At 42.1% G+C, this 26,346-nt stretch carries 28 protein-coding genes and 1 pseudogene; 3 read left to right on the plus strand and 26 right to left on the minus strand.

Annotated elements, in window-relative coordinates; all coding sequences use genetic code 11:
* Positions 1–57: 57 nt before the first annotated feature.
* The 9 genes and pseudogenes from CYL18_RS19530 to CYL18_RS14630 form a co-directional block, all read right to left on the minus strand.
* Positions 58–546: a GNAT family N-acetyltransferase gene (locus tag CYL18_RS19530; protein ID WP_269089196.1), complete on the minus strand. Its 489-nt coding sequence runs from the start codon at positions 544–546 to the stop codon at positions 58–60.
* 33 nt (positions 547–579) lie between these two features.
* A pseudogene (locus tag CYL18_RS19535) lies at positions 580–1,260 on the minus strand (Type 1 glutamine amidotransferase-like domain-containing protein); the annotation flags it as partial.
* Between the two features lie 124 nt (positions 1,261–1,384).
* Positions 1,385–2,719, minus strand: coding sequence for a hemolysin family protein (locus CYL18_RS14600; RefSeq protein WP_104850267.1), 1,335 nt, complete (start codon positions 2,717–2,719; stop codon positions 1,385–1,387).
* A gap of 382 nt (positions 2,720–3,101) precedes the next feature.
* Positions 3,102–4,229, minus strand: coding sequence for a zinc-dependent alcohol dehydrogenase family protein (locus CYL18_RS14605; protein ID WP_104850268.1), 1,128 nt, complete (start codon positions 4,227–4,229; stop codon positions 3,102–3,104).
* Positions 4,230–4,243: 14 nt separating this feature from the next.
* Entirely contained in the window at positions 4,244–5,668 is a 1,425-nt protein-coding gene (locus CYL18_RS14610; RefSeq protein ID WP_407984563.1) for an aldehyde dehydrogenase family protein, read from the minus strand.
* Positions 5,669–5,725: 57 nt separating this feature from the next.
* Positions 5,726–6,562 carry an AhlS family quorum-quenching N-acyl homoserine lactonase gene (gene ahlS, locus CYL18_RS14615; protein WP_104850270.1) on the minus strand — a complete coding sequence of 279 codons (837 nt, stop codon included), beginning with the start codon at positions 6,560–6,562 and terminating at the stop codon, positions 5,726–5,728.
* Between the two features lie 706 nt (positions 6,563–7,268).
* The gene (locus tag CYL18_RS14620) at positions 7,269–7,688 is read right to left on the minus strand and encodes a YndM family protein (RefSeq protein WP_104850271.1); all 420 of its coding nucleotides are present in this window, start codon (positions 7,686–7,688) and stop codon (positions 7,269–7,271) included.
* A gap of 138 nt (positions 7,689–7,826) precedes the next feature.
* Positions 7,827–8,243 carry a hypothetical protein gene (locus tag CYL18_RS14625; protein WP_104850272.1) on the minus strand — a complete coding sequence of 139 codons (417 nt, stop codon included), beginning with the start codon at positions 8,241–8,243 and terminating at the stop codon, positions 7,827–7,829.
* A 498-nt stretch (positions 8,244–8,741) separates the two neighbouring features.
* Complete coding sequence (locus tag CYL18_RS14630; protein WP_104850273.1) at positions 8,742–9,017, minus strand: hypothetical protein; 276 nt, start codon at positions 9,015–9,017, stop codon at positions 8,742–8,744.
* A gap of 249 nt (positions 9,018–9,266) precedes the next feature.
* Here CYL18_RS14630 and CYL18_RS19125 point away from each other — a divergent pair, with 249 nt between their 5' ends.
* A complete protein-coding gene (locus CYL18_RS19125) occupies positions 9,267–9,482 on the plus strand; it encodes a hypothetical protein (protein WP_146102850.1) in 216 nt (71 codons plus the stop codon).
* A 380-nt stretch (positions 9,483–9,862) separates the two neighbouring features.
* Here the strand turns inward: CYL18_RS19125 and CYL18_RS14640 are convergent, their stop codons facing one another.
* The 17 genes from CYL18_RS14640 to araB all read right to left on the minus strand — a co-directional run bounded on the left by CYL18_RS14640 (position 9,863) and on the right by araB (position 24,580).
* The gene (locus CYL18_RS14640; RefSeq protein ID WP_104850275.1) at positions 9,863–10,315 is read right to left on the minus strand and encodes a hypothetical protein; all 453 of its coding nucleotides are present in this window, start codon (positions 10,313–10,315) and stop codon (positions 9,863–9,865) included.
* 182 nt (positions 10,316–10,497) lie between these two features.
* A complete protein-coding gene (locus tag CYL18_RS14645) occupies positions 10,498–10,866 on the minus strand; it encodes a hypothetical protein (protein WP_104850276.1) in 369 nt (122 codons plus the stop codon).
* A gap of 14 nt (positions 10,867–10,880) precedes the next feature.
* Positions 10,881–11,960: a toxic anion resistance protein gene (locus CYL18_RS14650; protein WP_236636492.1), complete on the minus strand. Its 1,080-nt coding sequence runs from the start codon at positions 11,958–11,960 to the stop codon at positions 10,881–10,883.
* Between the two features lie 24 nt (positions 11,961–11,984).
* A complete protein-coding gene (locus tag CYL18_RS14655) occupies positions 11,985–12,785 on the minus strand; it encodes a hypothetical protein (protein ID WP_104850277.1) in 801 nt (266 codons plus the stop codon).
* A gap of 403 nt (positions 12,786–13,188) precedes the next feature.
* Positions 13,189–13,866 (minus strand): DUF1919 domain-containing protein, encoded by a 678-nt coding sequence (locus CYL18_RS14660; protein WP_104850278.1) that lies wholly within the window; start codon positions 13,864–13,866, stop codon positions 13,189–13,191.
* A gap of 660 nt (positions 13,867–14,526) precedes the next feature.
* Positions 14,527–15,279 (minus strand): HAAS domain-containing protein, encoded by a 753-nt coding sequence (locus CYL18_RS14670; protein WP_104850280.1) that lies wholly within the window; start codon positions 15,277–15,279, stop codon positions 14,527–14,529.
* Positions 15,280–15,298: 19 nt separating this feature from the next.
* Positions 15,299–15,634 carry a PadR family transcriptional regulator gene (locus CYL18_RS14675; RefSeq protein WP_104850295.1) on the minus strand — a complete coding sequence of 112 codons (336 nt, stop codon included), beginning with the start codon at positions 15,632–15,634 and terminating at the stop codon, positions 15,299–15,301.
* A gap of 659 nt (positions 15,635–16,293) precedes the next feature.
* The gene (locus CYL18_RS14680) at positions 16,294–16,785 is read right to left on the minus strand and encodes a DUF5662 family protein (protein WP_104850281.1); all 492 of its coding nucleotides are present in this window, start codon (positions 16,783–16,785) and stop codon (positions 16,294–16,296) included.
* 132 nt (positions 16,786–16,917) lie between these two features.
* Positions 16,918–17,511 carry a DUF2441 domain-containing protein gene (locus CYL18_RS14685; RefSeq protein ID WP_104850282.1) on the minus strand — a complete coding sequence of 198 codons (594 nt, stop codon included), beginning with the start codon at positions 17,509–17,511 and terminating at the stop codon, positions 16,918–16,920.
* Positions 17,512–17,727: 216 nt separating this feature from the next.
* Positions 17,728–17,862: a hypothetical protein gene (locus tag CYL18_RS19630; RefSeq protein ID WP_269089197.1), complete on the minus strand. Its 135-nt coding sequence runs from the start codon at positions 17,860–17,862 to the stop codon at positions 17,728–17,730.
* Positions 17,863–17,985: 123 nt separating this feature from the next.
* Positions 17,986–18,606: a histidine phosphatase family protein gene (locus CYL18_RS14690; RefSeq protein ID WP_104850283.1), complete on the minus strand. Its 621-nt coding sequence runs from the start codon at positions 18,604–18,606 to the stop codon at positions 17,986–17,988.
* 181 nt (positions 18,607–18,787) lie between these two features.
* Positions 18,788–19,210 carry a hypothetical protein gene (locus tag CYL18_RS14695; RefSeq protein WP_104850284.1) on the minus strand — a complete coding sequence of 141 codons (423 nt, stop codon included), beginning with the start codon at positions 19,208–19,210 and terminating at the stop codon, positions 18,788–18,790.
* 216 nt (positions 19,211–19,426) lie between these two features.
* Positions 19,427–20,113 (minus strand): VOC family protein, encoded by a 687-nt coding sequence (locus CYL18_RS14700; RefSeq protein ID WP_161497149.1) that lies wholly within the window; start codon positions 20,111–20,113, stop codon positions 19,427–19,429.
* A gap of 59 nt (positions 20,114–20,172) precedes the next feature.
* Positions 20,173–20,490 (minus strand): hypothetical protein, encoded by a 318-nt coding sequence (locus CYL18_RS14705; RefSeq protein WP_236636493.1) that lies wholly within the window; start codon positions 20,488–20,490, stop codon positions 20,173–20,175.
* A gap of 156 nt (positions 20,491–20,646) precedes the next feature.
* Positions 20,647–22,131: an L-arabinose isomerase gene (araA, locus tag CYL18_RS14710; RefSeq protein WP_104850286.1), complete on the minus strand. Its 1,485-nt coding sequence runs from the start codon at positions 22,129–22,131 to the stop codon at positions 20,647–20,649.
* A 26-nt stretch (positions 22,132–22,157) separates the two neighbouring features.
* Positions 22,158–22,865 carry an L-ribulose-5-phosphate 4-epimerase gene (gene araD, locus CYL18_RS14715; protein ID WP_104850287.1) on the minus strand — a complete coding sequence of 236 codons (708 nt, stop codon included), beginning with the start codon at positions 22,863–22,865 and terminating at the stop codon, positions 22,158–22,160.
* A 29-nt stretch (positions 22,866–22,894) separates the two neighbouring features.
* Positions 22,895–24,580 (minus strand): ribulokinase, encoded by a 1,686-nt coding sequence (gene araB, locus CYL18_RS14720; RefSeq protein WP_104850288.1) that lies wholly within the window; start codon positions 24,578–24,580, stop codon positions 22,895–22,897.
* 267 nt (positions 24,581–24,847) lie between these two features.
* Between araB and CYL18_RS14725 the strand changes: the two genes are divergently transcribed.
* On the plus strand, positions 24,848–25,534 hold the full coding sequence (locus tag CYL18_RS14725) for a CoA transferase subunit A (protein WP_104850289.1): 687 nt from the start codon (positions 24,848–24,850) through the stop codon (positions 25,532–25,534).
* Positions 25,531–26,172 carry a 3-oxoacid CoA-transferase subunit B gene (locus CYL18_RS14730; RefSeq protein WP_104850290.1) on the plus strand — a complete coding sequence of 214 codons (642 nt, stop codon included), beginning with the start codon at positions 25,531–25,533 and terminating at the stop codon, positions 26,170–26,172. Before CYL18_RS14725 ends, CYL18_RS14730 begins: the two co-directional genes overlap by 4 nt.
* Positions 26,173–26,346 lie beyond the last annotated feature (174 nt).

Below are 26,346 nucleotides of genomic sequence, written 5' to 3' on the forward strand. Positions count from 1 at the left end.
ATCTATCACCCTTTCTAAAACGAAACCACTATCATTTAGTAACCTTTAAGAGGAAAATTAAACCTCTAGCAAGCCCATCTCCCACATATTCCAATAGCCATCCCCCACTCTCGCATGGTCCTTCAGAAGCCCCTCCTTCTTAAAGCCAATCCTCTCATAGCAGGCAATGGCTCTCGCGTTTTGCTCATACACGCCAAGGGTTATTTTATGGACCCGCAAATGCTGAAAGGCAAAACGGACCGCCTCCCTCACCATTTCTTCCCCAAACCCCTTGCCGCGCATCGCAGGATCTCCAATTAACACCTTGCCGATACGTGCTGATTGATGGCGATTGTTTATCCTGCCGATCGCAATATGACCGATGCATTCCCCTGTTTCATTCGAGAAAGCGCTGAAGGCGATTTGACTTTTATCAGCCTGATAGGCGATTAATTGCTTCTCGGTCAGAGGGAAGGTAAAAGTCGAGCCAGACCAGAGGGTCACTTGTTCTTCACTCTCAATCCACTTCATGAGCAGCGGAAATGCATCTTCCTTGAACGGCTTCAAGGTAAGGCGTTCCCCTGTTCGGATATAATCAAGACCTAAATAATAGGGCTTGATTTCCCTCTCGCCTTCTGTCGTCACCTCATAGGCCCTCGCTTCCGGACGTGAGCTGACGATGTGCTTCAATTCCCCATTAACGTAATGAAGGGCTGTGCCGTCACTTGCCGCCATCCCGCCCTTCAGCACACCTTCCTTGATCATGCGCTGGTAGGCAGGGCGCCTCTTCTTCTCCTCATCATAATGAGGTGAATGGCTGCCTTGAAGAATCCCGGTACCCTTCACCGGCTCAAGCTCCCCGCCGTATGAATCAGTCACCCCCATCTCATACCAGCAAATGGCGCCGGCACTAATGCCGCATAATAGAACTCCTTGCTCATAGGCCTTCTTCAGGATGTCGATGAGCCCCCACTCCTTCCAGAGCGCCATCAAATTCTTCGTGCTCCCGCCGCCGACATAAATGATGTCCTGCGCTAACACGAAGCTCTCTAAATCCCTGGATGGCGGCTTGAAAAGAGAGAGATGAGCTGGCTCACAGTCATACTGATTGAAAAACTGATAAAACCGTTCAATATAGCCTTCCGCATCCCCGCTCGCCGTTCCGATAAAGCAAATCTTCGGTACCCGAGCAGCTGACTGCCTTAATATGTATTCATCCAACAACGGATTCTCTGGCTCCATCGAGAATCCCCCTCCGCCTAGCGCGATTATCTGTTTCAACCCGCTCACCCCTATGCTTTTTTCTCAGATTATCACAGAAGAATGAATATTTCGATAATTTTCAGGTAGAAAAGAATCATAAATAAAAAAGATGACCATTAAATTTGGCCATCTTTATGTATATTCATTCTTCAATTGTCTCTATTTTGACCCTTGTAATTAATAGCTTATCCACTCGTGCGCGGTCCATGTCCACCACTTCAATTCTCAAATCACCGACTTGAATGGTGTCCTTCTCTTTCGGGATATAGCCCATTTCATTGATCACAAGCCCGCCTAATGTGTGGAAATTCTTATTATCTTTAAGAAGGGCTGTATACTCCTCTAAATCAAAATATCTGACAAAGGTATCCATCGAAACAAGACCATCGGCTAACCAGGAATTTTCGTCTCTCTTGATAATTCTCGGGTCGTCCTCGTCATCTCTTCCCGGGATTTCGCCCACGATATTCTCCATAATATCATGGAGCGTGACAAAGCCTTCTATTCCGCCATACTCATCAATGATCATCGCCTCATGCTGACCCGATTTCTTCAGCAATTCCAATGCGCGAAACACCTTCATTTGCTCCGGCAAGACGAGTGTGTCTTTGACACAGTCAGCTAATGAGAAGGTCCCCCCTGCCACAATTTTGGAAACAAGGTCTTTCTTATGGAGGATGCCTTGGAAATTATCCAAGCTTCCTAGCCCGACAGGAAATTTAGAGTAATGGCTTTGATTGATGATTTCCATATTCTCTTCAAATGGTTCCTCTAAATCAAGGCAAACAAGCTGGGTTCGAGGGGTTAAAATATCACTCAAACGTTTGTCGCCTAAATAGAAAATCTGTTCAACGATATCCTGCTCTATCTCTTCCACGACACCGCTGTGAACGCCCTGTGCAATTAATTGCGTGATTTCCTCTTCGGTCACATCCGGCTCCTGGTTCGGTTTTATTCGCAATAATTTCAAGACAAATTCAGTTGATTTACTTAAAAACCAGATGACCGGCCGGCCTATTTTCGAAAAATAAAACATCGGCTTTGCCACGGCACAGGCCACTCTTTCAGGATTCCCCATCCCAATCCGTTTTGGAACCAGCTCACCAATAATCAATGACAGGTAAGTGGAAAGTCCAACAACCATAATAAAGCTTAGCTCATAGCTGAATGGAGCAAGAGCGTCAATTTGTTCTACATACACGGCTACCTGACCAGCAATGGTAGCCCCGCCAAAGGCACCTGTGATGACGCCAATTAAGGTAATGCCAATCTGAATCGTCGACAATAACTGATTCGGATCCTCCGCTAATAACAACGCATAGCGCGCACTGGAATTCCCTTCATCGCGCAATTTCTCCAGTCTGTTCTTTTTTGACGTAACAATCGCAATCTCGGTCATGGCAAAAATACCATTCGCCACAATAAGGATTAACACAATGATAACTGAGGTCCATAGACTGTCCAAAAAACTCTTCACCGTTCCTTCTATTTAGTAAGTAATGTTTCACTTAATACTTTAAATTATATCATACAATATGCCCTATCTTGCCGAAAAAACTTCATGCTAAACACCTAAGAATAAATCGATGAGATGACTTTCCAGCCAGCAAATGGCGACTTATCTGACCATACATACGATTACTTTTAAAAGAATATGGTTAGATTATGGTTAAATAAAAAACATCTCAACATTTGGGGTAGTAAATGTTCTATACTACCAAAATAGAAGAGATGTTTCTTGCGACTACATAATTTGCTATCATTTACACTGATTAACAAGCAGTACCTTTACATGTATCGCTATACGACTATAAAATTCTATTATTTATTCATCTACTTTTACTAATGCCTTTATAAACCTAATTCATGTTAATAATTATTCTTGAATGATCACCAGCCGCGAGCAAATCAAAACCTTCATTAATTTCATCCAACGAAATGATTTTTGACAGCAGCTTATCAACCGGTAATCTATTCGTTTTCATCATATGGATATAATGAGGAATATCCCTTAATGGGACACAGCTTCCTACATAAGACCCTTTCATTGTTTTTTCCTCGGCGGTTAATGTCAAATACGGGAACGAAAACGTATGATTAGGATGTGGAAGACCGGTTGTAGTTGTTGTACCGCCTCTTTTTGTAATCGAATAAGCCACTTCCAATGCTGGGACCACACCTGCTGTTTCAAAGGCATAATCAACTCCGCCCCCAGTATGCTCCTTTACCTGGTCAACTACATTTGAATCTTTTGAATTAAAAACGGCAGTAGCTCCAAGTGAAGTAGCTTGCTTTAGCTTGTTTTCATTAATATCGATGGCAATCACTTCCCTAGCACCTGCTGCAATAGCACCAAGTAGAGCACTTAAACCGATGCCCCCCAGGCCTACAACTGCCACTGTCGATCCTAATTGAACTTTAGCTGTATTCACCACTGCCCCCACACCTGTAATAACAGCACATCCAAATAAGGCGAGTTTCTCATAGGGGATATCCTCTTCAACTTTCACTAATGAATTTTGAGAAACAACAGCATATTCAGAGAATGCAGAAACTCCTACATGATGCCCGATTTTTTCTTCGCCTGCATGCAACCGGATTCCTCCATTGATCAATGTGCCATCCCCGTTGGCTCTTGCACCCGGTTCACACAAGGCAGGACGACCTTCAGCACATGGTATACAATGGCCGCAGCTTGGCACAAACACACAAATAACTTTATCTCCCTTTTTGAAATTTGTTACTCCGTTACCGACTTCCTCTACAATACCAGCCGCTTCATGCCCTAAAGCCATTGGGAGCGGACGAGGCCGACTTCCGTTAATAACGGATAAATCTGAATGGCAAAGACTGGCTGCTTTAATTCTAATAAGAACTTCCCCGGCTTGAGGGGGATCTAATTCAATTTCTTCTATCTGAATCGGGTTGCTGTCTGCATATGGTTGCTGCACACCCGAAGAACGCAAAATAGCTGATCGGATTTTCATACAATCTCCTACCTTTAAATAATTTTCACCCCGATAAATTTCACGTCGGACATTCCTTCAATAGCATATCGAACGCCCTCTTTGCCTAATCCGCTCTGTTTAACGCCCCCATATGGGATATGGTCATATCTGCGAACGGAAACTTCATTGATCCATACACCGCCCATCTCCAATTTGTCAGCGATTCTGAAAGCACGATTAATATCGCTCGTAAAGACGCCTGCCTGTAAACCGTATTCTGTATCATTTGCTTGTTCCACAACCTCTTCTTCATCAGTGAATGGGATAATCGCCACAATCGGTGCAAACACTTCCATACAAATAACGTTCATAGCTGGTTTTACATTTTCTAAAATAGTAGCTTCCAAGAAGGTACCATTGCGTTTTCCTCCGGTGCAGATTGTTGCACCTTCGTCTACCGCCTGATTAATCCATTCTTCTGCACGAATGGCTGCTTCTTCTGTGATCATTGGCCCCAATTGTGTAGCTTCTTCGGCAGGGTTACCCATCTTCAACTGTTCAATCTTAGCCCTTAATAATTTCGTGAATTCTTCATACACATTTTCGTGAACAAAAACACGCTGTGCTGATACACAAGCCTGTCCCGCAAATGTATAGCCTCCCATCGCGATTGACGAGGCCGCATTTCCAATGTTGGCATCATCAAAAATGATATTGGGGGCATTAGAACCAAGCTCTAACGTTACTGGCTTATTCTTGGCAAGTGCATTAATATGCCAACCGACTTTTCCACTTCCGGTAAACGTCATCTTTTTCACTTTTGGATGAGTGACAAGCGGTTCAACTAGATCAGAGCCATATCCATTCACCATATTAAAAGCACCTGCCGGTAACCCCGCTTCCAGCAGCAACTCATGCAATAATACAGAGGAGATGGGCGTTTTCTCTGCCGGCTTCAGCACGATCGTATTACCGACGGCAATGGCAGGGGCAATTTTATGCAAAGCTAAGTTCAAAGGGAAGTTAAATGGGGTGATGGCTGCAATAACTCCTAATGGCACACGCTTAGAGAAGCCAATTTGGTTCTCTCCACCGATGGCGCTGTCCATCACAATTTGTTCCCCATTTAAGTTTTTTGCAGCCTCACTCGAAAACTGCAGGACTTGAATCCCCCGAAAAACCTCTCCTCTCGCTTCCACAATGGGTTTGCCCGCTTCTTCACTAATCACTTTGGCAAATTCTTCGCTTCGCTCTTCTAGCAAACTAGCAGCGAGACGCAGTATTTTGCTGCGTTCATGGGCTGGCATATGGCGCATGGTTTGCTCAAACATTTCATGCGCAACCGTGACCGCTTCTTCTACCTCCTCTGGAGACGAGCTATAAACAGTAGCTAATAGCTCCTGATTATAGGGATTAATGACTTCGATAGCCTTGGCTGACTGATCAATATTGTGATGCTCCCTGATTAACGTGCCGATTTGTCTCAATGTTCATCCTCCCTCTATCTCCCTCAAAGTCATTCATATTTGAAGTATTTATTCGTAATACCCATCCGTAGATTTAATCATCGTTTCAAACTGATTTGCATCATGGCCAAACCAAATTTCCGCATTAGTCCTGGCTGCATACTCTCTGATCCGTTCGACAGTCGCATGGTAACCGACTGAATCATATAAAATACCTGGTGGTTTAACTGGTGGTCCAAGGCTTTCTGATGTATACAATGCGTCTGAAGCGATCAACACATTTCCATGTCCAGGCAAGTCAATGTGAAGGCCGAGCATTCCATATGCATGACCAGGTCCAAAATTAATGATTTTGATGCCATCCACAAGCGGTACTTCCTTTTCATTCGGTTTTATTGTGCGCCAGCGCAATTCACTTTTAATCCAAGCCATTACATCTCCCCAAATATAAGCACCCATATCACGGGTGATTGCAAACGCTTTCATAACATTGGTTAATTCGGAGTCATGAACAATAATTTCGGCATTAGTAAAGAGTTCCAAACAACCCGCATGGTCAAGATGAAGATGTGATGCCACGACATATTTAATATCTTTCGGGCTTACTTTTAATTGTTCCAAACGGTTAATTAAATAACATTCTTCACTTTGAAAGGCAGGAAACAAACTTTGCACACCCTCAGGCCACCTTCCCTCTTTACCCATGCCATCTGGATTACAGCCTGTATCAAATAGAATTTTCCCTTCAGGATGATCGATTAGTACTGCATAAACAGGGAATTCAACAAACTCTGATGGGGGATTAGGGTTATGAATGCTAGCCGGGTTATGCATAGATATCATATAGTTTTTATCCATTTTCATTGTACCAGTATCTAACACGTACACTTTTTTTGAATTACACATTGTCCATCCTCCTATTTATAATAATCCATTTACTTGTTGCATTATTTATTTGGCACAAGTCGTCCCATTATGGACGGAACAATTGTAGCAGGTGTGACTTTTCTTATTCATATTTTTCCAAAACTATTTATATATCATTGAGTGTGAGTTGGGAATCTAGGAATGTTTTAAAAGGGGATACATTTTGATTTCGAGTGAAGTGGGCATAGTCATTTCTGCAGCTTACCTTATTCGCTTATTCATACAATATTCATCACTCCAATTCATTATTTCAAATAATTTACATATACATCTTCCTATAAAATAGCAAATCCTTCTTTAAATGTAAACGGAATATTTAGAAAATTCTTCCATTTATTTTAATATTTAAACTTCATTAGACCTAACACAAACTTATATCCATACACTTAAGCTTAATTTATCGTTAATTCACTATTTTACCTAGCACGCAACAAAATACGCCTACACAATGCACATCGCTGTTCCACTCCATACTAAATATGTGTGTTCATCCCCAAATGCTGCTGGGCATATTCAACCTGACTTTCGAATGAGTTCACTCTCTCCATATGATTCCTCTTAATTTCATGGTGATTACCAATACCTATTAAGGACTCAAACCAACCTAAGTTCGTCTTTCATGTGAAACATATGTAGAAAATATCCAAAATAAAAACCCGCTTCCATATGAAACGGGCCATTATCTTTAAGACGTATAATCAGCGTTTCCAGTGATTGATTCGCCTGATTCCTTAACGTAAAATACATTCTTATCAATATATTTATGGAAGTACCATTCGCCCCCGGCAATAAGGATTGCGGAGATTAAGGAAGCTGATAGGATGTTGGTATCATTGGAGAATAAAGCTTCTCCCATTAACCAAATGACGGCAAATGCCAAGACCATATCAGAAAAGGTAGCAATCAAGTTTCGTTTCTGATGCTCCTGATCCTTCCCTGACTTCCGGAATATCAATAAATCCCCTAATACATAGGCAGCCGCTGTTAGGACCGCACTCACTAGCAAGGTATTTAACAAACTAACTCCAAAGGCTACTGTGAGCACAATCCATAAGACAGCTGTCAGCATAACAAACTTAATGAGCAAAGCCTTAAGATGTTCCATTATCTCACCTCCTTATATCGACTCTATACCTTTTACCACACTCATTTTCCAGTAAACACCATTGCCTGGGTTTATCCTGATTCTCTTATTTGAGCAAAAATAAAAAGCCGAGCTTCCTATTCGCTCCGGCTTCCTGCCCTAGATATCGAGATTCAATTGGATTGTCACCTTTTTCTTTTGATTGATTGCGACATTTTTCTCTTTTATAACCTGGTCATTCAGATAGATGACAACCGTATACACCCCTTGGCTGACTGTCCACTGGACGATTCCCTTCTCATTCGTCTTCTGAGGCAAAGAAGCCTTTCCATTCGACATACTCTTTAGGCTGACCTTTAGATTCTCAACCGGCTTATTATCTTTACTGGTGATATGAAGCGTCACAGGAACCTTATTGTCAGCGGCCGTAGCTCGCTCGCCAAATGAGTATTGCCCTTTATCAGCAAATATCCAGCTCCCTCCCTCATAAACGAACGCATAATAGACGGCAGAGATATTAATGACAACCATTAACAAGGCATAGAATACAAGCTTGACCTTCGCCACTGCATCCAAATTGGCATCCCCCTTGTTGACGTTCTACTAACAAGCGCCCATATTTATCCATTTATTCATTTGTTACTCATTTTATCACAAGTTTTTCAGAATTATACGCCTCTAACGGAATGTTTACAAAAGCTAAATACTCTTTATAATTGCGTCATTTTGCGCTCTGACATTCAGAGCTGTATCTTCATTTCACCAACCTTTATCTTTATACCATTTGATTTATATACAACATAATTATTGAATAGATTGAATCCTTGGTTAATCTATTGTTAATCCTCTATCATTTCCAAAACTTCATGGGTTGTTTGTCATCTGTGGAAACTTTAATTGTATGCTGTTTTTCAATACGGTCTAGTATATGGTTTAATTCCTTTTCTTCTTCTGTCATAAATACCCCCTTTTTTACAAACTGTTTTTCTTAAGAAAATCAATCGCCATAAGGCAATCCATCTTTCATTCATTATTTTCATCCAAACTGCGCACTACTTCACCCTTAGGTCGTCTCTAGTATAGGAAATAATTATCAATAGCGATCCAATAAAACAGGAGACCGCTAAAGACCCAAATTAAGTAGTCCTTGCGCTTTTTCCCTTTAATAATAAAAGATTCTATTCCTGTCAATAAAAAACCAGTGCCTAGCAAAAAATACATCACCGCAAAATGGTTCCAGGCAAATGGCGCACTTATAAATAAAATTATTTGAGCATACATAAGCGGCTTCACTGTACGTTCTTCATCTTCAAAGAATACTTTTATCATTCTTTCTAGAAAGGAATTCATCTCATTGCCCCCATACATCAAAAACGATTTTCATATGATTCCGAATATATCTATATTCGATAAAAATGACAGTATCCCTTTTCCAAACCTCACTTTCATCTGTGCAATCGATCCCTAACGATGCTGCTTTTACATAAAAGGGATAAAAAATATTTATAATTGGGCTAATGACCACACCGTTGCCTAACGAAACCACTATACTGCCATTAGTCTATAAATTCGCGATAAACAAGGTGGGTATAAACATGAATGATTTTTATCGACAAATTCCTGGGTTACCGAATATCTTTCCTATTCCAGGCGGTGGCGGCCCCAATTTGCCAGGTTTCCCTTCAGGCTGGCCTGGCGGGCTGCCTGCTGGATCGCCAGGTAGCAATACTGGATTTCCCGCACCGCCAACAAGCACGCCTGGCACTGGTCAGCCAGGCAGCGGATCTGCTCCTCCCCCTTCACAGAATGCAATAAGTACGTTTCAATATCTCACGCAAAACCCGTCTCAAACTCAAAATTTCCTGACACCCGGTAATTGGGCGGGGACTGGAGGAGCCACGACTTTAGGTGTGGGCTGTGATCGCCGCTGGACCATCATGCGCTTGAGAAATGGACAGATCATAATGATGTGGGTGCTAACAGCAAATGCATTTGGCAACACGACAGGGTTCCTATTCCCTTCCTTTACGTTCTCCTCTTTCCCTACATCGAGCATAGCAGCTTATAGATGTTACTAGATTGGTTAAAAAGTTGTTATTCTCTCGTTTAACGTAAAAATGCCACCTCTATCATAGGAGGTGGCTGAAGATCATTCCGGCACAGTACCGAACTTATCCCCGTGGACGTTTTTCGATTTATGATTTTCTTTCTTTTAACCACATTTCTAAACCTTTTAACACCATAGCAGATATGACCATGACTGTCGTTGTGCCTACTTTGAAAAGCTCTACATCCCTCTTTCCAATTTTATCATGTGTCACCTGAACACTATCCAAGGCTTCCTGCTTTTTATCTTGCATCATGATGACGAATTCATAATTCGGTGAATCCTTGGCTAGCTCCTTCGCAATATCCTCCTCCATTGCTTTAATGGCTTCACGATAAATCTTCATCGCTTCGTTATCTGCTTTATTAGAACTCGCCAAAACCCTATCGAGCATCGTCCTGACCGTTTCAGTCGCCTTATCAACCAATACGGCAGCTCCAGAGACAGCCTTGCCTAGACCCTTTTTCAGATGTTCTATCGCTCCATCCTTATCCACTAATTCCACATTCTCACCTGATGACATACCTTTTTTATCTTCCATGTTGACCTCTCCCTTGCATTTATTTCAGACACTCTCGCTGTTTCTAAATGGCAAATGATATAAATGACAAAGTATTAGGATAATTCTATTTTACAATAAAATATGGGTATATGGTCATAGAGAATTCTTGTTGTTAGCAAAATAAAAAACGCATCCGAACTTAATCCGGATGCGTTTTGCCTTTAATAGTAAACCTTCTTCTCATTCAGGTTTTTCTTCTGATCATGCTTATTATAGGCCACAAGTGTTGCTATCGTTGCAACCGGATAGACGAACACGAGTGAGCTGTAGTTTGCATAATCGTAAAAGCTGAAATGGAATAATAGATATGCGAATGTATGAATCACGAACAGCCGCGTCTTCAGTTGATGGCTTTCCTTAATGTTCAAAAAGAACAGGCCGATCATCAGAATCGTGATGCTTAGCACCATGATGCTGTAGCTTGCCATGAACATGGCCCAGTTCTCATAGAACATGACAGGGAGAGTACCAAGGAAGACAAGGGTGAAATAGCACCCTAGCAGCATGAACGAGTATTTGACATATTTCATGGAGCTCTGCCCCCTTATTGGTTAAGCAGCTTGGTCCGCATTTCTCTATTCATGTCATCGAGTTTTGCGACAAATTCCCTGCTGCTTGAAATGATTCTTCGGCTAGAAGCCTCTTGGGTTTCAATCGCCGAGTAAATATCTTGGTAGGCCTTTTGCAATTTCTCGATGGAAACAGATGGGTTCTCGAGCAATTTCGTCGTTTTCTCCGTGTTGTCCTTGAGCATTTGCGCATTGGCCATGATCATGTTTTCTGTTGCTTCATTCACATCATTAATAGCTGTGATGATTTTTTCTTGGTTTTGAAGGGCCAGATGGATCGCAGATGTAACTGGCGCCAGGTTTTTCGTCGTATCAATGGCGTTGCGGATGGCTTCCTTCAGTTTGTCATTGTTCTTCTTGATAATATCAACGGATGCAAGTGATTGCTGGAGCACGTTCACCATGGAGCTCATGTTTTTCGTGCGAACGATGATTTTCTCCTGGGATTCGTTCACCAGCTGCGTTTTTCCCTGCCACTCTGGATCATTGCGTTTATCCTCAATCATCTGGAAGAGATTTTTGCCCATGAAAATCTGTTTCTCTAGCAGGTAAATCTTCTCATGGACATCCTTCTTGATGACTTCAAGCTCGGCATTGTCCTCCTGGAGCATATCGCGCCCGCGCAATAAGCTTTGAACAATCTCATCGATATTCTTCTCGACGGATTGATATTTCGCCACGTACTTGTCCGTTGATTTCTTGCGCATGAACTTTGGCATAATCTTCGCCAAGCCTTTCGCTTCAAGCGAATTCGGGTTCAGTTCATTAACCGCTTGCCGAAGCTTGAGCAAGTTATCCGGAATACCATGGTTATTATCACTATCCATCATATCCTTAACAGGACGGCGAAGACTGTTCAATGATTCACCGGCAAGGCGCTGTTCGTTGCCGCCGAAGTTACTCAATTGCTCAAGCAATGAATCCACTTGGCTAGAATCGGTATCATTGATTCGTTTGACGACATTGTTTGCCTCTTCATTCAGCTTCGCCATGTCCTCTGGTTTGATGACGGATTCAAGCACTACTTCATCCATACCTCTTGTTTGTTCACTCATACCTTCTACTCCTCTGATTCTAGATTATTGATCATATCGTTCATCAATCGTTGTCAGCGTCTTCTTCAAATCGAATTCTCTCGATGTATCAATATGGCGGCGAATCTGGGTAATCCGCTCCTGTACGGTAATCAGGCTATTTAACGTATCATGCTCGTATTTCTCCTGCTGTCTGCGCTCTAGCTCAGCAAAATCATCCAGGAGCTTGCGAAGGTCACGGATAATCGTTTCTCTGACCTGGAATAGATAGTCCACATCACTGATTTCCTCGTAATGCTCAATCAGATAGGCCAGTCCAGGAATGATTTGTGTAAAAGCATGGTCGATCGGCGAAGTTAAGCGATTCTGCCTTCTCGCCTCCTCTAATTCATCAATCAAGGACGTGAAAGCCACATTGTCTAAGTAGACCTTCGTCGTTTTTTCCGGCTGGAAGTTGACAATCGCCCATTTCAGGAATTGTTCAATGCTTTCCCTATCCTTTTCATTCTTAATTAAGCTCTCTGATATCTTTTTCTCTGTAAAAAGACGCGTCCTTGTATCAAAGCGGACATCGAGCAAAGGCTGATGGGTTTTCTGCCTTTGGGCGCTGATTGTTATATAATCAGGACCTGCCAGAACATTAATCGCATTCGGTCCGGACTCATATACATAATGCGCATACCGTTCATCAAGCTGCGTACACACAAATTGATCCTTTTCACTCTTTTTCACTAGTTTCTTCATGACATTCGCGATTCGGTCCTGCTTCGGCTCACTCGTTTTAGCGTCCTGAAGCAATACGACGGTCGTTGCCCCAACCAAACCGAGAAGGATAACATAAAACATCAGAGTCACCCCTTTCTAAGGCTTATTTTATCATACTATCTATACGTTCAAACACCTCATTGGTTTCAAAATATCACTGGAAAGTCTTGCGTATTGAAACTTATCATCCCTCCTGCTTACAGGTGTAGTCCGATATTAATATAGAAAGGAGTTGTCATGCTGCATTCGTTTATTTTATCAGGAATGGCCTGCCCCACTTTAAACCAGCAAGATCAGCATAATTACAAAAGCATCCATAAAGAGGATAACGATGCGTTCTTCGCCAAATTCCCTTCCCCATCCGCATATCGACTATAACGGACATGCATATTATTCTCATAGCAAGCTGATTAAATGGATTGAGTCAGATGGCTTTTAGACAGACTAAAAAAAGGTGCCCATCGCTTGATGCATGGGCACCATCTCAGGATGACGTTCTTTCAGAATACCAAAACGCTACACCCTCATCCGGCGTCTTTTTAACGACTTCACCACTGTTTAGCCACTTGGCCAAATCAAAATATTTCTGATAATCTCCTTGCTCATTCTCAAGGTCGCCCGCAACCTTTTGTTCACTGAAATAAACGACACTCTTTAAATGCCCATACGGCTTCGCTGTGAAGCATACTTTATTCTTCAATGGGAGCTCATCAAAACGCTCTATGCATTCGGCGGTGCAGCGGTACTGGTCGCCGAGCTTAAAGAAAAGATTATCCCAATTAATCCTCTCCACCCGTTCATTCCATTTCTCCAGCGCTTCCTGTCTGTATTTATATTGATGGAAGTGAATCTCCACATCCTCACCAAGGAGCCCAATCGGATAGTTCTTCTCCCGCCATCCGTATTTAGAATGCAGGGTGAATTTCAGCCGCTGGCCCATATAAAACTCAAAGTTCTCAAGCAGCCGCAAATAATCAGGTGCATAGATATGCATCCCGATAAATGGGCTCCTGTACTCCATTCCTAAATCTCGATAGACCTTCTCTCCCCATTCATTGTTGGAAATAATCGTGAAATCACGATTGGCCACCTCTCTTCTTAAACGGGAATGAAAAAGCGCACTCGAGGCTTTCTGAAAGAATCCCTTCTTGTTCCTAGCCATCTGAACCACCTCTTCTCCGTACGAAGCTTTTAACCTATAATATGCGCACCCTGCACAAACTGTTTAAAAAATGATGCAGGAGGGCGCAAATAATCTGAATATATAGAATACTACCCTTATTATACAAAAAATTAATCTTGAATTTGAAATAGAATGACTATTTTTAGTGGTAAACCTGGATTAATCTGTCTAAATAAAAAAAACTGCCTCCAAGCGGCAGCCGTCGCATATTATGTATGAGCTTTATCCGTGCGTTTTTTCCATTTATACGGGATATCCGTCCAATTCACGAACATAATGCCAAAGACCATCATTACACTAATGATCGTGTTTTCCATCCATCTGACATCCCTATCGTAGTAATACTGTATCACCATTTTAAGGACAAAAAATAAAACCGGGTAGCTGATGCACCCCTTGAAGATTTTGCGATTGATGTTCATTTTGACTTTTACACTCCCTTGGACAAAAAGCATTCTGGATATACTATTCTGTCCAAATGAGTATTTTCCTGCTTTTTTGGCTCTTTTGGTCATTATTGTAGCTATTTGATAAAATGAGCGACTGCTTTTACTTTCTCCTTGTTTCGCTATAGCTCCTGTTAGTTGAACAAGAAAAGTGAAGCTTCTTCAACAATCGCTCCCTATTGTTGAAAATCTCTTATTTCTTTTCTAACTTATATGATGCCCAAAGGTATATAGCAAACCCGCCAAAGGTTATCCAAGGGCTAATAATTAATTGTGTTTCGTTTTTTAAAGGTGTCAAGCCTAATAAATAATCAGGTACTGTAAACAATGCTACAATGATGATTAAAATCCATGTTTTAGCCCAAAGAGACATGCCAATAATAAATAATCCTGCAACAACACCGATAATCAGGCTTCCCGTATTGCCAAAATGAATAATAGGAGTATCAATAGCTCTATTCAAGTATATCAAACCAATAAATAAGGTAATTTGCAGTAACATGATGATAAGTATTATTAATCCTTGTATTTTAACGGATTTATTTGTTGTGGAAATATATTTAAAGCCTGTAATGATAGAAGTAATAAATATTGCTCCAATCACAACATGCCCGACCATTTCCAAAACAGAATACGAAAGGTTTCCTTCCAGTAAATCAGTGAAGATTGTAAATGAAAATGATCCAAAAACAATTAGACATATGTATTTGATCCACGTGCGATAGTCAATGAGCATTTCCTTAGATACCATCTCCATATATTCTTTTGGTGATTTTCCTATAATTTTATCAATGGACTTCCCGTTTTTTTCAGCTTCGGATAAATGGACTTCCAATTCATCCGCAATTTCTTCAATTTCCTCCGAGTTCTTACCACTGGAAAATAAGTATAGTCGTAAATCTTGCAAAAATTCTTTACTTTTATTAGATAGATTTCCCTCATTCAACCTTACCATCTCCTTTTGATCATTTTGTATCTGACTCAAGATGTAAAACTCTATTTACGTTGGTTTGCAGATAACTCCACCGTTCAATGAACAACACTAATTCCGCCTCACCCTTTGGTGTAAGCGAGTAATATTTTCTTTTTGGTCCCGCTGTTGATTTTTTCAATGTTGAAGTAACCAATTCTTCCTTTTGCATCCTGATTAACAATGGATAAATTGTCCCCTCGCTAAAGGAATGAAAACCATAGCTTTCAAGTTTCTCGGCCAGCTCATATCCATATACTTCTTTATCTTTAATAATCGCCAGCAAGCAACCATCAAGTATTCCTTTTAACATTTGAGTTGTCGACAATATGATTTCACCCCCCATTTAATAACTTGCAATACAAGGGTTATGTCGTTAAGGATAACTTGCATTACATGATATACAATATAGTATAATCATATTAATCTTGTAATACAAGGTATATTATCCATTTTATGCAAAATATTCTATTAATATATCCGATTGTTGAACACCGGATAAACAACACTCTTCACCTAAACCGCCCTTTCGCATAACAAGAAAGCTAACTCTGTATATATGCTAGCCTTTTGCATTCACTTTGATGTATTTTGATTCAAGCTATCTATCGCCGTTATTATTATGTCTGGCCTATCAATATAGATAAAATGGCTAGATTCCTTAGCAAAAATTAGATCATTCTTTTTGCTAATTTGAGCCTGTTTCATAATGAGTTCTTCCCACTTATCTTCTAATAATCTTATCTCTCCTTCAGGAAAGCCGTCCATGGTAACTCGGTTAGGAGTGGGGCGTTTTCAGGGTCTTCTCCAATCGGGTAAAAGAATTCCAATTGCTTTTTCCTCCTTAATTTAAACCATTTTATTCAGCTACCCCTCCATTACTTCCTTAAGAAATTCAATATATAAAGGCATAGATTTTTGTACCAAAAGGAGTTCAACATAAAAGTGCGTTAATCCTTCCTTGGTTTATACACTCCACCTGTTTAAAAATCATGTTACCTTCTTTGATAATAATGAAGTGTCCTTAGAGTCACCCTTCCTTCTGTTCTTCAAAATGCTTTCTAGCTCTTTCTTCGTTTCAGGATGCAGGATTATCCTATCAGTCAGATTGAATGATGCTGGTTTTACCTTCCTGCCCCAATTTCTCGATAAAGAACGCCAATCACAAACCATTTCAAGTAAATACTTTTTTGGCATTGGTAAGGCTAGTTTCTTGTTCGGATCAACAACCCAATATTCCCAATGATGTTTGTTTTTGCGTTGATGATTCAGCCACGCATATTTCCATCTTAATTCATCGTCTTCACTTAGTTGTTTACTTGAGAAAAATTTCTTTGCATACGGAGAAAATTCTTTTGGGGATAGTTTTGATAAATCGTGGCTGATTCCTTGCAGGTATAAACCCTCTTTCCAGCATTCAACAAGGACATTAATTTTATGGTTCAGTATGTATATAATATTCTTCCAGTATGCCTTCAACATCTAAATTCCCCCTTAATCCAAGGTAATATCAATCATATAAACCTTTAAAGCTTCTAGCAGCATAGAATAGACCATCAATTTAACAGCCTAGATTTGAAAGAATATTCCCCTGAACTTCTCTTGTTATCTCTACTAATTTACGTAGTCGTATATAATTTCTACAACTTCAATTTTTCCGTTAATCAATAGTTCAGGAAGCTCATTTTTCACATTACCTTTCCAATATTCTCTGGCTTGCTCCATTTTTCTAGAAAAAGAAACGCCATCTGCTTTTGGTAAAAGCTCTCCATCACCCTCGAAATAACTTCCTATTACTCTTAGCTTTACAATCTGAATAACTTTTCGATTGTAAGTATCAAATAATTCTTTCCATTTCAGAGCTTCTTCATAGCTTTTGGCTGCGTATAAGCACGATAATCTTGACGGATATTCAGGATATTCTTGAAGCCTAACCAACTCTGTTATCACTTCTCTGATAGCTCTAATTGTTTGATCCGTATAATCTGCAACTGTCTTAGCATCCTCTTTCTCCAAGTGCAGTCCATCATTTGAGAAATGACTGGATAAAATTTGGATAATATCTTCGTCTCTAGAATTAACGATTTCTCTTTCAAAAAAGAAACGATATAAGGTGTTTTTTTGGTTCCTATCAAAGTTAATGATCTGTCCGATAGTCATTTCTTTATTTGTAACAATGTGATAAGCATAAAACTCCGTCCCCTTCATAAATCTGCCTCCAGTTAAACCATATAAGTTAGGTCTATAATGAAACCATCCTTCAATCCATTAAGAATAGTTGTTTCAATGTTCTAGATCCTGTTACGTTACTAATAGAATAGTTCAACAAAAAGGCCATTAATCCTTCTTCCGCTAACCTCCCTTTATATGCAAAGCATTAGCGGCATAACAAAAGGGCATATTCGTTTATGCCCCTCTAACCCATCACTTTTTGTTTTTGATTTCCTCCAAAAGAGCAATAATTTTTTCGTTCTGTGCAATCATGGTTTCATTTTGCTTTCTTAGTTTTACGAAATCAAAGAGATATACGAATAAAATCACAATAATAAAGATCATCACAAGCCTAATCCCCTTTGTTTTATCCCCTTGGTTCTCATCATATACAGGAAATTGCGAGCGTACATGAAAAAAGAACGTCTATTTGAAGGTCTTGATTTTCTGCAAATGCCTTTGTTATAGTAATCAATCAAAATAAGAGGTGTCATTGAATTTATTGACAATATTTTGCTGAATACTATTTTGGCTAAGAACTGAAATACCCCCTGGTGAAGAGGAAAAGTACGCATTACCAATCATATGTAACTCAAACTTCATCCACCAAGCGAGTATGTTACTTAAAGTTCCTCCGTGTGTGACAATTAGCAAATTTTTATTCTTTTCCAATTCATATATCCGATCCATGCAATCACAAACTCGATTATAAAATTCTCTCCAGCTCTCTCCATTTTGAAATTCCTGATAATCTAAATCAAATCCACTTCTTGCTTGAGGCTGCCTATTCGCTCTTGCCCATTCTTTTGTTTTCCCAGCCGCAACACCCGTATTTATTTCTCGTAGTCCTTTATCCTGAATCACCTTTAAACTTAATTTTGTCCCAATGATTTCAGCTGTTTGTGACGCTCTCAATAGGTCAGAAGAATATAAGACATAGTCGTTATAACCCACATAGTTTATTAATTTTTCACCTATAATTTCTGCTTGTTTTCTGCCTAATTCGGTTAAAGGAGTGTCTGTCCATCCACCTGACATATTATTAATATGATGCTCTGATTGACAATGTTGTATCAAAATAATGTTGCTCATTATATTCTCCTCCCACAAGGATATTGCACATTGAGTACCTCTTAATATAATCCCATAATTCAACAGAAAAGGTTATTAATCCTTATTCAGCTAAACTACCCGTTGGTCCAATAAGGACTTCAGCAAAAAGAGCGTTAATCATTCTTAGATCAAAGCCACTGTAAGCTCATAGAGGTCGATTTCAATACTCTATTATATTTAGCCATTGTCCATCAGGGCCTATTGTTATGTGAGGAATTTTATTTGCTTCAAAAATTTGATATATATCAATATTTTTCTTGTTTATTTTATTTAAATGTTGACCTACATCTACCTCTGAAAAAATTAAAAAGTCCATTGTTGTAGACCTTAAATAAAACTCAAAAATATATTGTTTTTTACTATCCTTCACAAATCCTACGAACCCCGTAGTTCTTGGGAAAATCCGAATTAAAGGGAATTTAACCTTTTTTATTAAAATAAAATCATCTGAAAGTTGGTTTAACAAATCTATTTCCCACTCAGGAATAATTGTATATATATAACAGTCTTGCTTATAAAGAGCATTAATCATATCTACAAATTCTTGTTTATCTATTTCTTCATCAAGGAATATTTCAGTCACCTTTTGAATGCCGCCCACCCCTTCATGGAGCTGGATGTCACTTATGCCGCTTCTTTAGTTGAGTAATTCATCTTCTCTGTATGGGACAGCAAAATGAATATAAATCTCTTTTAATTCTTAGCAACAATCGGTGCGAACACATTCTTTTTCTTTAAGTTGTTTCTGTTTAGATTGTGGCTTTTTTATTTCATTCCATCAACTCATTGAATTGACGAGTCATTCTATTATTCTTTCAATAAAAAACTCCAACCCTTCATCTACTCCTAAAACAATATCCTTATCCAGCGTTATCTTTAGCGGGAAGATTTCCGATTCCTTGTCTGAAAACAGCCAACGTCTTCCTGTGTTGGTCAAAAGAATAAAGACGCCGTTTTTATTTTCTTGCATAAAATTTAGCGATGAATTGCTAATGTGGTCTCCTTCACTTGCGAGGATTCCGATTTCCTCGAGTTGTTCGCCGACCTTTTTGGCATCCTTCACAACCAGGCCAATTTCACTTATATTTAATATACTATTTACTGAAAATGGTGCATGGTTTATGGGATTTTCCTTATATCGGGCTACGAGTTCAACAATGTTTCCTGCCGGGTCTTCAAAATAGCAGGAATGCGCAGGCCAAAACGAGAAATCCGCTTCGTCTTTCCCTTCTTCTACTAAAAGGGTTAATTTCTCTTTCAGCCATTCCTTTGCTTCTCGAAATTGGTTGGACGGAATATTTAGGGCAAAGTGGTAAAAGGGGCTTCCTGCAACATCTTTATCCGTAAACTCTATGATACTGCTTCCCGCTTTGATCTGAAAACGGTCATGATGCTCATCATCGAGGGAAAATCCTAATACTTTTGTATAAAAATACTTCAGTGTATGTAATTTATCTGTTTGTAACGTAAGCTTTTTAATTTCCATAAAACAACCTCCCCCTTTAACTTTCTATGTATAATGAATATCTATTTTCCCCCATGCAATCATGGACCTGTCCCACAGGAAACCTCATGCTTTTTACTTTTTGTCTTTGGTGCGTAACACAAGGTTGGTGTCATTCCAGTCGGATTATCATGGTCAAACCAATATACATCGTATAGCTGTCCTAATTCAGGATCGATAAAATCCTTCTTCGTTATGATTGCAAAAAAACTTTGATAAGGATGCCCATCTTTTAATATGTCTTCTCTTATCGCAGACCTTGGCGAATGATCATTATGTATGAAGGGTCCTAATATAGGAGGAAGTATAATGATCGCTAATACCGCCAGCAAGCCGTTTATCAATAGTCTTCTTATCAACTTTATACCTCCTCTCATCACTTTTCATCCTTCATTTTGCCTAAATAAGAAGTTCAACATAAAAAGGCATTATTCCTTCAATGTCTTGTCAGCTTTATCGAAACAGGTTCAATAAAAAAAAGCAGTGGTCACCATGGACCACTGCACTTCTGATACCTATTTATACACAACGTCATTCCATCTTAGTTCATTCACAAATGCATGCTTGTTCGTGTCATTATTAATGATGACACATTCCATTCCGACAAGCTCCGCAAAGTCACGCAGCTCCTCAGTTGTTACCTTATAGGAGAAGAGCGTATGATGCGCGCCGCCGGCAAGGATCCAGTTCTCTGCCCCTTCATTCAAGGAAGGCTGCGGGCGCCATAGGACGCGTGCCACTGGCAGGTTCGGCATATCAATCTCAGGCTCGATGGCATCTACTTCGTTGATGATGATGCGGAAACGATGGCCAAGGTCCACGATGGAAGCATTCAAAGCTGCCCCGCTCTTTCCGTTGAAAATCAAGCGGGCAGGGTCTTCCTTGCCGCCAATGCCAAGCGGGTGTACAGCAATCGTCGGCTTGGTCGCTGAAATGGTTGGGCATACTTCAAGCATATGGGCCCCAAGGACCATCTCCTTACCTGGTTCGAAATGATACGTATAGTCCTCCATGAAGGATGTATCTTCCCCATCGGCAATGATTTTCCCCAAACGTACGAGTGCGGCCGTTTTCCAGTCCCCTTCACCGGCAAAGCCGTAGCCCTGAGCCATCAATCTTTGCACAGCGAGCCCTGGCAGCTGCTTCATGCCATGCAGGTCCTCAAACGTCGTCGTGAACGCAGTGTAATTGCCTTTCTCGAGGAAGGCTTTCAAGCCTAGCTCAATCTTCGCCTGGTAACGGATGGAGTCTCTGACTTCTCCGTCTTCCTGCCCCTCCGGAACGATTGTGTAGGTTTCTTCATATTCGCTCATGAGCTCGTCTACTTGCCCTTCGGTAACCTCATTCATGCTGTCAACCAAATCACCGATTCCATAGCCATCAACCGTCCAGCCAAGCTTGATTTGCGCCTCGACCTTATCACCCTCGGTTACGGCTACATTACGCATATTATCGCCAAAGCGGGCAACCTTGAGTTGCTTGCTTTCTGAGAAAGCGACCGCCGTTCTCATCCAGCCCCCGATTTTGGCTTTCACGTCCTCGCTATCCCAATGGCCGACAACGACCTTGCGTTTGATTTGAAGGCGGCTGCCCATGAAACCAAATTCACGGTCGCCATGCGCCGATTGATTGGTGTTCATGAAATCCATGTCAATCCCGTCCCACGGGATGTCACGGTTGAATTGCGTGTGAAGGTGCAGCAGCGGCTTTTGCAAAGCAGAAAGGCCTGCGATCCACATTTTAGCCGGGCTGAATGTGTGCATCCATGTCACGATTCCCGCGCAGTTTTCATCCGCATTCGCTTCCCTGACCAGGCGCAGAATGGAGTCTGACTCCTTCAATACATCCTTGAAAATGATGCGGTAGGATAATGCTGAATCCTTATCAAGTGATTCCACTATCGTCCTCGTGTTCGCTTCTACCTCTCTTAATGTCTCTTCCCCGTACAAGTTTTGGCTCCCGGTTACAAACCAGAATTCATAAGGCTTCACTGTTAACATATTCATTCCCCCATACTAGTAAAATGTTAGTTCCTTGTTGCCTTTTGCCCGTAATAGGCGTTCTTTCCATGCTTCCTCAAATAATGCTTATCGAGCAAATATTGATCAATCGGCTCTGCATCCGGGTTTAATTGGTACGTCTGCAGCGCCATTTTTGCCACTTCCTCGAGCACAACCGCATTATGAACGGCCTGCATCGCATCCTTCCCCCAGGCAAATGGAGCATGCCCTGAGACGAGCACCCCAGGCATGGCGACAGGGTCTAGCCCTTTGTTGGTGAAGGTCTCAATGATCACCTTCCCTGTCTCAAGCTCATAGCCGCTCGCAATCTCACGCTCGGTCAAGACACGCGTGCACGGTATCTCCCCATAATAATAATCGGCATGTGTCGTGCCAAGCGGCGGGATCGGGCGCGCAGCCTGGGCCCAGCTTGTTGCCCATGGCGAATGCGTATGAACGATGCCGCCGATATCGGGAAATGCCTTATAGAGCTCGAGATGGGTCGCCGTATCAGATGATGGACGCAAGTCCCCTTCCACCACTTCCCCTTCCAGGCTGACGACAACAAGGTCCTCCGCCTTCAGCTCCTCATAGGGAACACCGCTCGGCTTGATGACTACCAATCCTTCCTCCCGGTCAATCCCGCTCACATTTCCCCATGTGAAGGTGACCATCTTATACTCCGGCAGTAAAAGATTCGCCTTAAGCACTTGCTGCTTCAATGAATCGAGCATATACCTCTCTCCCTTCCCCTCTTAATCTCTTACATTGTCACAATCGGTTTACGGCTCGCTTTTTTGATGGCCTTCAGGTTTTTCATCACATTATTTTCCCCGCGGCCAAAATAATCATAAAGGCGGGTGTATTCCGCAAACAGCAAGTCATAAACCTCTGCCTCCTCTTTTCTTGGACGATAGACGACATCCTTCAATCGCGCCATCTCCTTGGCTGCGTCTTTTATGTCATCATAGCCGCCCCGCTCTTTCCCCGCAGCGACCGCACCGAACATCGCGGACCCAAGCGCTGGGGTTTGGGAGGATGCCGAGATGCGGATCTCCATATCGAGCACATCCGCATAGATTTGCATCATCAAAGCATTCTTCTCAGCGATTCCCCCGCATGCATACACCTCATGGATAGGTACGCCGCTGGCTCGGAAGGCTTCAACGATCGTTCTTGTGCCATAGGCAGTCGCCTCGATTAGCGCACGATAGATTTCCTCCGGCTTTGTCTGCAGGGTCGCGCCGAGCAGCACACCGGTCAGATCAGCATCCACCAATGTTGAACGATTGCCATTCCACCAATCAAGTGCCAATAAACCGCTTTCACCGACAGCCAAACGGCTTGCTTTTTCCGTTAGTAACTGATGGATATTGACTCCGCGAACTTCTGCTTCCTCATGATAAGCCTTCGGAACCGCATTTTTCGTGAACCATTCAAAATGGTCGCCGACACATGACTGACCTGCCTCATAGCCCATGAAGCCTGGAATGACGCCATCCTCTACCACGCCGCACATGCCTGGCACCATCTTCTCCTCATCTCCAAGCAGGATATGGCACGTCGATGTCCCCATGATCATCAATAGCTTGCCTGGTTCCGTAATACCTACAGCCGGCACCGCCACATGAGCATCCACATTAGCCACAGCCACAGCCGTTCCCGGTTTCAAGCCCGTTAAGGCAGCTGCCCATTCTGTTAGCTCACCAGCCTTATCGCCGATTGCATAAATATCGCCTGACAGCTTCTCCTCAACGACATTCTCAAGCCTTTCATCAAGACTCCTGAAGAAATCCTTCGATGGATACCCGTCCTGCTTATGCCAGATGGCCTTGTATCCGGCCGTACAGCTGTTCCGCTTCAATTGACCCGTCAATTGAGAGATGACCCAATCGGTCGCTTCTACGAATTGATCCATTTCCTCATAAACATCCGGCGCCTCATTGGCAATCTGCCAAAGCTTAGGGAAGAGCCATTCGGAGGAAATCTTGCCGCCATATCTTGGCAGGAATGCATCCCCTCGTTTTTCCGCGATTTCATTTAAACGATTGGCCTCCTCCTGGGCCGCATGGTGTTTCCATAGCTTTACGTATGCATGAGGATTTTGCTGGTATTTTTCCGAGAAACAAAGAGGCGTTCCGTTCCCATCAATCGGCAGGACCGTGCATGCCGTGAAATCAATTCCGATTCCAATCACATCATCTGCTGCCACCCCGGCATCATTCAATACAGCGGGAATCGTGTATTCCAACACTTCGATATAATCCGTTGGATGCTGCAAGGCCCAGTCATGCTCTAATCGTGTCACGCCATCCGGCAGAAATTCATCCATCACCCCGTGTGAATACGCTTTCACAGAAGTCGCCACTTCACGGCCTGTCCCGATTTCCACCAATACCGCTCTTCCTGACTGTGTACCGTAATCCACTCCAATTGAATACTTAGCCATTGTCCTCATCCACTCCTTATTTATGGCAAATTATCCGTACAAGCAAACCGGATATTTGCGTATATCTCCTGCATAATGATAAAAAAATTTCCAACTTATCCGTATAACCACAACTAAATTTTAGCATTATCTAACAAATTTTCAAGAGAAATCTATGTTTTCTCAAAACTTTTATCAAAATAGCGCCACAACTTATACATACAAGTTTCTTAAATCTACTTTTACTATGGCTTGCATATAGTTAAAAGGAAAGGAGCAATGAATGCTATGTCTAAACTAAACCTGAGCGCTAAAGAAGCGCTTAAGCCCCTGCAATCCGGGCAAACCATCCTCGTCGGCGGATTCGGATTAATCGGGGCTCCGCTTACACTCATCAACGAGCTTACAAAAACAAATGTCCAAAACCTAACAATCATCAGCAATAATCTCGGCGAATCCGGCAAGGGACTTGGAATTGTCCTTAATCAGGGGAAAATCAAAAAAGCCATCGGCTCCTATTTCACGAGCAATCGAGATGTCGGAGAGAAATTCTTGAAGGGAGAATTAGAGGTCGAGCTTCTTCCGCAGGGCACCTTATCTGAATCGATCCGTGCCGGCGGCGCCGGACTGGGCGGCTACTATACTCCGACAGCGGTAGGCACGAAGCTCGCAGAAGGAAAGGAAGAACGGATCATTGATGGCAAACACTATATCTTCGAAAAGGCTCTTCGCGGGGATATCGCCTTCATCCGTGCTCATAAGGCTGACACGCTCGGTAACCTGACCTATTATAAAACCGCCCGCAATTTTAATCCGATCATGGCCACGGCTGCCAAGTATGTCATCGCCGAGGTGGATGAAATGGTGCCTGCTGGGGTTCTTGACCCAGAAGCCATCATCACCCCTCACCTTTATGTGGATGCGATTATCCTCGCCCGCCATATCCTCACGAAGGAAGGAGTCATGATTAAATGAAGAACAAGACCTATGAGATGATTGCCAAGCGCGCCGCCATGGCATTAGCCGGGAGCAGAATCGTGAACCTCGGGATTGGGATTCCCACTCTAGTTGCGGACTACTTAGATGATGATGCTGTTTGTCTACATACCGAAAACGGGCTGCTTGGTGTGACGAAGGTTGATGCTGACCAAATCGATCCGAATCTAGTGAATGCGGGCAAGCTGCCTGTAGGTGAAGGAATTGGTTCAAGCTTCTTCCACAGCGCGGATTCCTTCGGGATGATTCGGGGCGGACATGTCGATGTCGCTGTATTAGGTGCCTTGCAGGTCGACCAATGCGGGCGGATTGCGAATTGGGCAGTACCAGGCCAAAGCATCTTGGGCGTAGGCGGTGCGATGGATTTGCTTGCTGGGGCCAAGTCCGTGATCGTCACGATGACCCACACCGCCAAGAATGGGGCCAGCAAGCTCGTGAAGGAATGTAATTATCCGCTCAGCGGACGGCGGAATGCTGATTTGATCATTACGGATTTGGCGGTGTTCGCCGTGAAAGAAGAAAGCTTGCATCTGATTGAGCTGATGCCAGACGTTGATTTAGAACACGTACAGAATAAAACCGAAGCAGATTTTACGGTTGATTTGGCTGGGGATTGAGGTTCCCCTCTCCCAGCCTAAAAAACTGGGATAGGCTATTTTTAGACTTTTGATTAATATCCTAATTAGGAATTCAACATAGAAAAAGAGCTGAACATGAAGTGCACCCCAAATGTTAGACAAATCATCTAACATTTGGAGGTGCTTTTCTTTTGGCTAAATTCACTGAAGAGG

Source organism: Pradoshia eiseniae, assembly GCF_002946355.1.
In the GTDB taxonomy this organism is placed as follows: Bacteria; Bacillota; Bacilli; order Bacillales; family Pradoshiaceae; genus Pradoshia; species Pradoshia eiseniae.

What these genes read in the sequence shown, in the direction of transcription:
- CYL18_RS14645 (WP_104850276.1), bottom strand. Translation starts at nt 10,866, where the DNA reads ATGAAATATGTCAAATACTCGTTCATGCTGCTAGGGTGCTATTTCACC.
- CYL18_RS14660 (WP_104850278.1), bottom strand. Translation starts at nt 13,866, where the DNA reads ATGGCTAGGAACAAGAAGGGATTCTTTCAGAAAGCCTCGAGTGCGCTT.
- araB (WP_104850288.1), bottom strand. Translation starts at nt 24,580, where the DNA reads ATGGCTAAGTATTCAATTGGAGTGGATTACGGTACACAGTCAGGAAGA.
- CYL18_RS14655 (WP_104850277.1), bottom strand. Translation starts at nt 12,785, where the DNA reads ATGTTTTATGTTATCCTTCTCGGTTTGGTTGGGGCAACGACCGTCGTA.
- ahlS (WP_104850270.1), bottom strand. Translation starts at nt 6,562, where the DNA reads ATGTGTAATTCAAAAAAAGTGTACGTGTTAGATACTGGTACAATGAAA.
- CYL18_RS14685 (WP_104850282.1), bottom strand. Translation starts at nt 17,511, where the DNA reads ATGAAGGGGACGGAGTTTTATGCTTATCACATTGTTACAAATAAAGAA.
- CYL18_RS14640 (WP_104850275.1), bottom strand. Translation starts at nt 10,315, where the DNA reads ATGGAAGATAAAAAAGGTATGTCATCAGGTGAGAATGTGGAATTAGTG.
- araD (WP_104850287.1), bottom strand. Translation starts at nt 22,865, where the DNA reads ATGCTCGATTCATTGAAGCAGCAAGTGCTTAAGGCGAATCTTTTACTG.
- araA (WP_104850286.1), bottom strand. Translation starts at nt 22,131, where the DNA reads ATGTTAACAGTGAAGCCTTATGAATTCTGGTTTGTAACCGGGAGCCAA.
- CYL18_RS14725 (WP_104850289.1), top strand. Translation starts at nt 24,848, where the DNA reads ATGTCTAAACTAAACCTGAGCGCTAAAGAAGCGCTTAAGCCCCTGCAA.
- CYL18_RS14700 (WP_161497149.1), bottom strand. Translation starts at nt 20,113, where the DNA reads ATGGAAATTAAAAAGCTTACGTTACAAACAGATAAATTACATACACTG.
- CYL18_RS14630 (WP_104850273.1), bottom strand. Translation starts at nt 9,017, where the DNA reads ATGAATTCCTTTCTAGAAAGAATGATAAAAGTATTCTTTGAAGATGAA.
- CYL18_RS14605 (WP_104850268.1), bottom strand. Translation starts at nt 4,229, where the DNA reads ATGAAAATCCGATCAGCTATTTTGCGTTCTTCGGGTGTGCAGCAACCA.
- CYL18_RS14650 (WP_236636492.1), bottom strand. Translation starts at nt 11,960, where the DNA reads ATGAGTGAACAAACAAGAGGTATGGATGAAGTAGTGCTTGAATCCGTC.
- CYL18_RS14690 (WP_104850283.1), bottom strand. Translation starts at nt 18,606, where the DNA reads ATGAGCAACATTATTTTGATACAACATTGTCAATCAGAGCATCATATT.
- CYL18_RS14620 (WP_104850271.1), bottom strand. Translation starts at nt 7,688, where the DNA reads ATGGAACATCTTAAGGCTTTGCTCATTAAGTTTGTTATGCTGACAGCT.
- CYL18_RS14730 (WP_104850290.1), top strand. Translation starts at nt 25,531, where the DNA reads ATGAAGAACAAGACCTATGAGATGATTGCCAAGCGCGCCGCCATGGCA.
- CYL18_RS14680 (WP_104850281.1), bottom strand. Translation starts at nt 16,785, where the DNA reads ATGTTGAAGGCATACTGGAAGAATATTATATACATACTGAACCATAAA.
- CYL18_RS19125 (WP_146102850.1), top strand. Translation starts at nt 9,267, where the DNA reads ATGATTTTTATCGACAAATTCCTGGGTTACCGAATATCTTTCCTATTC.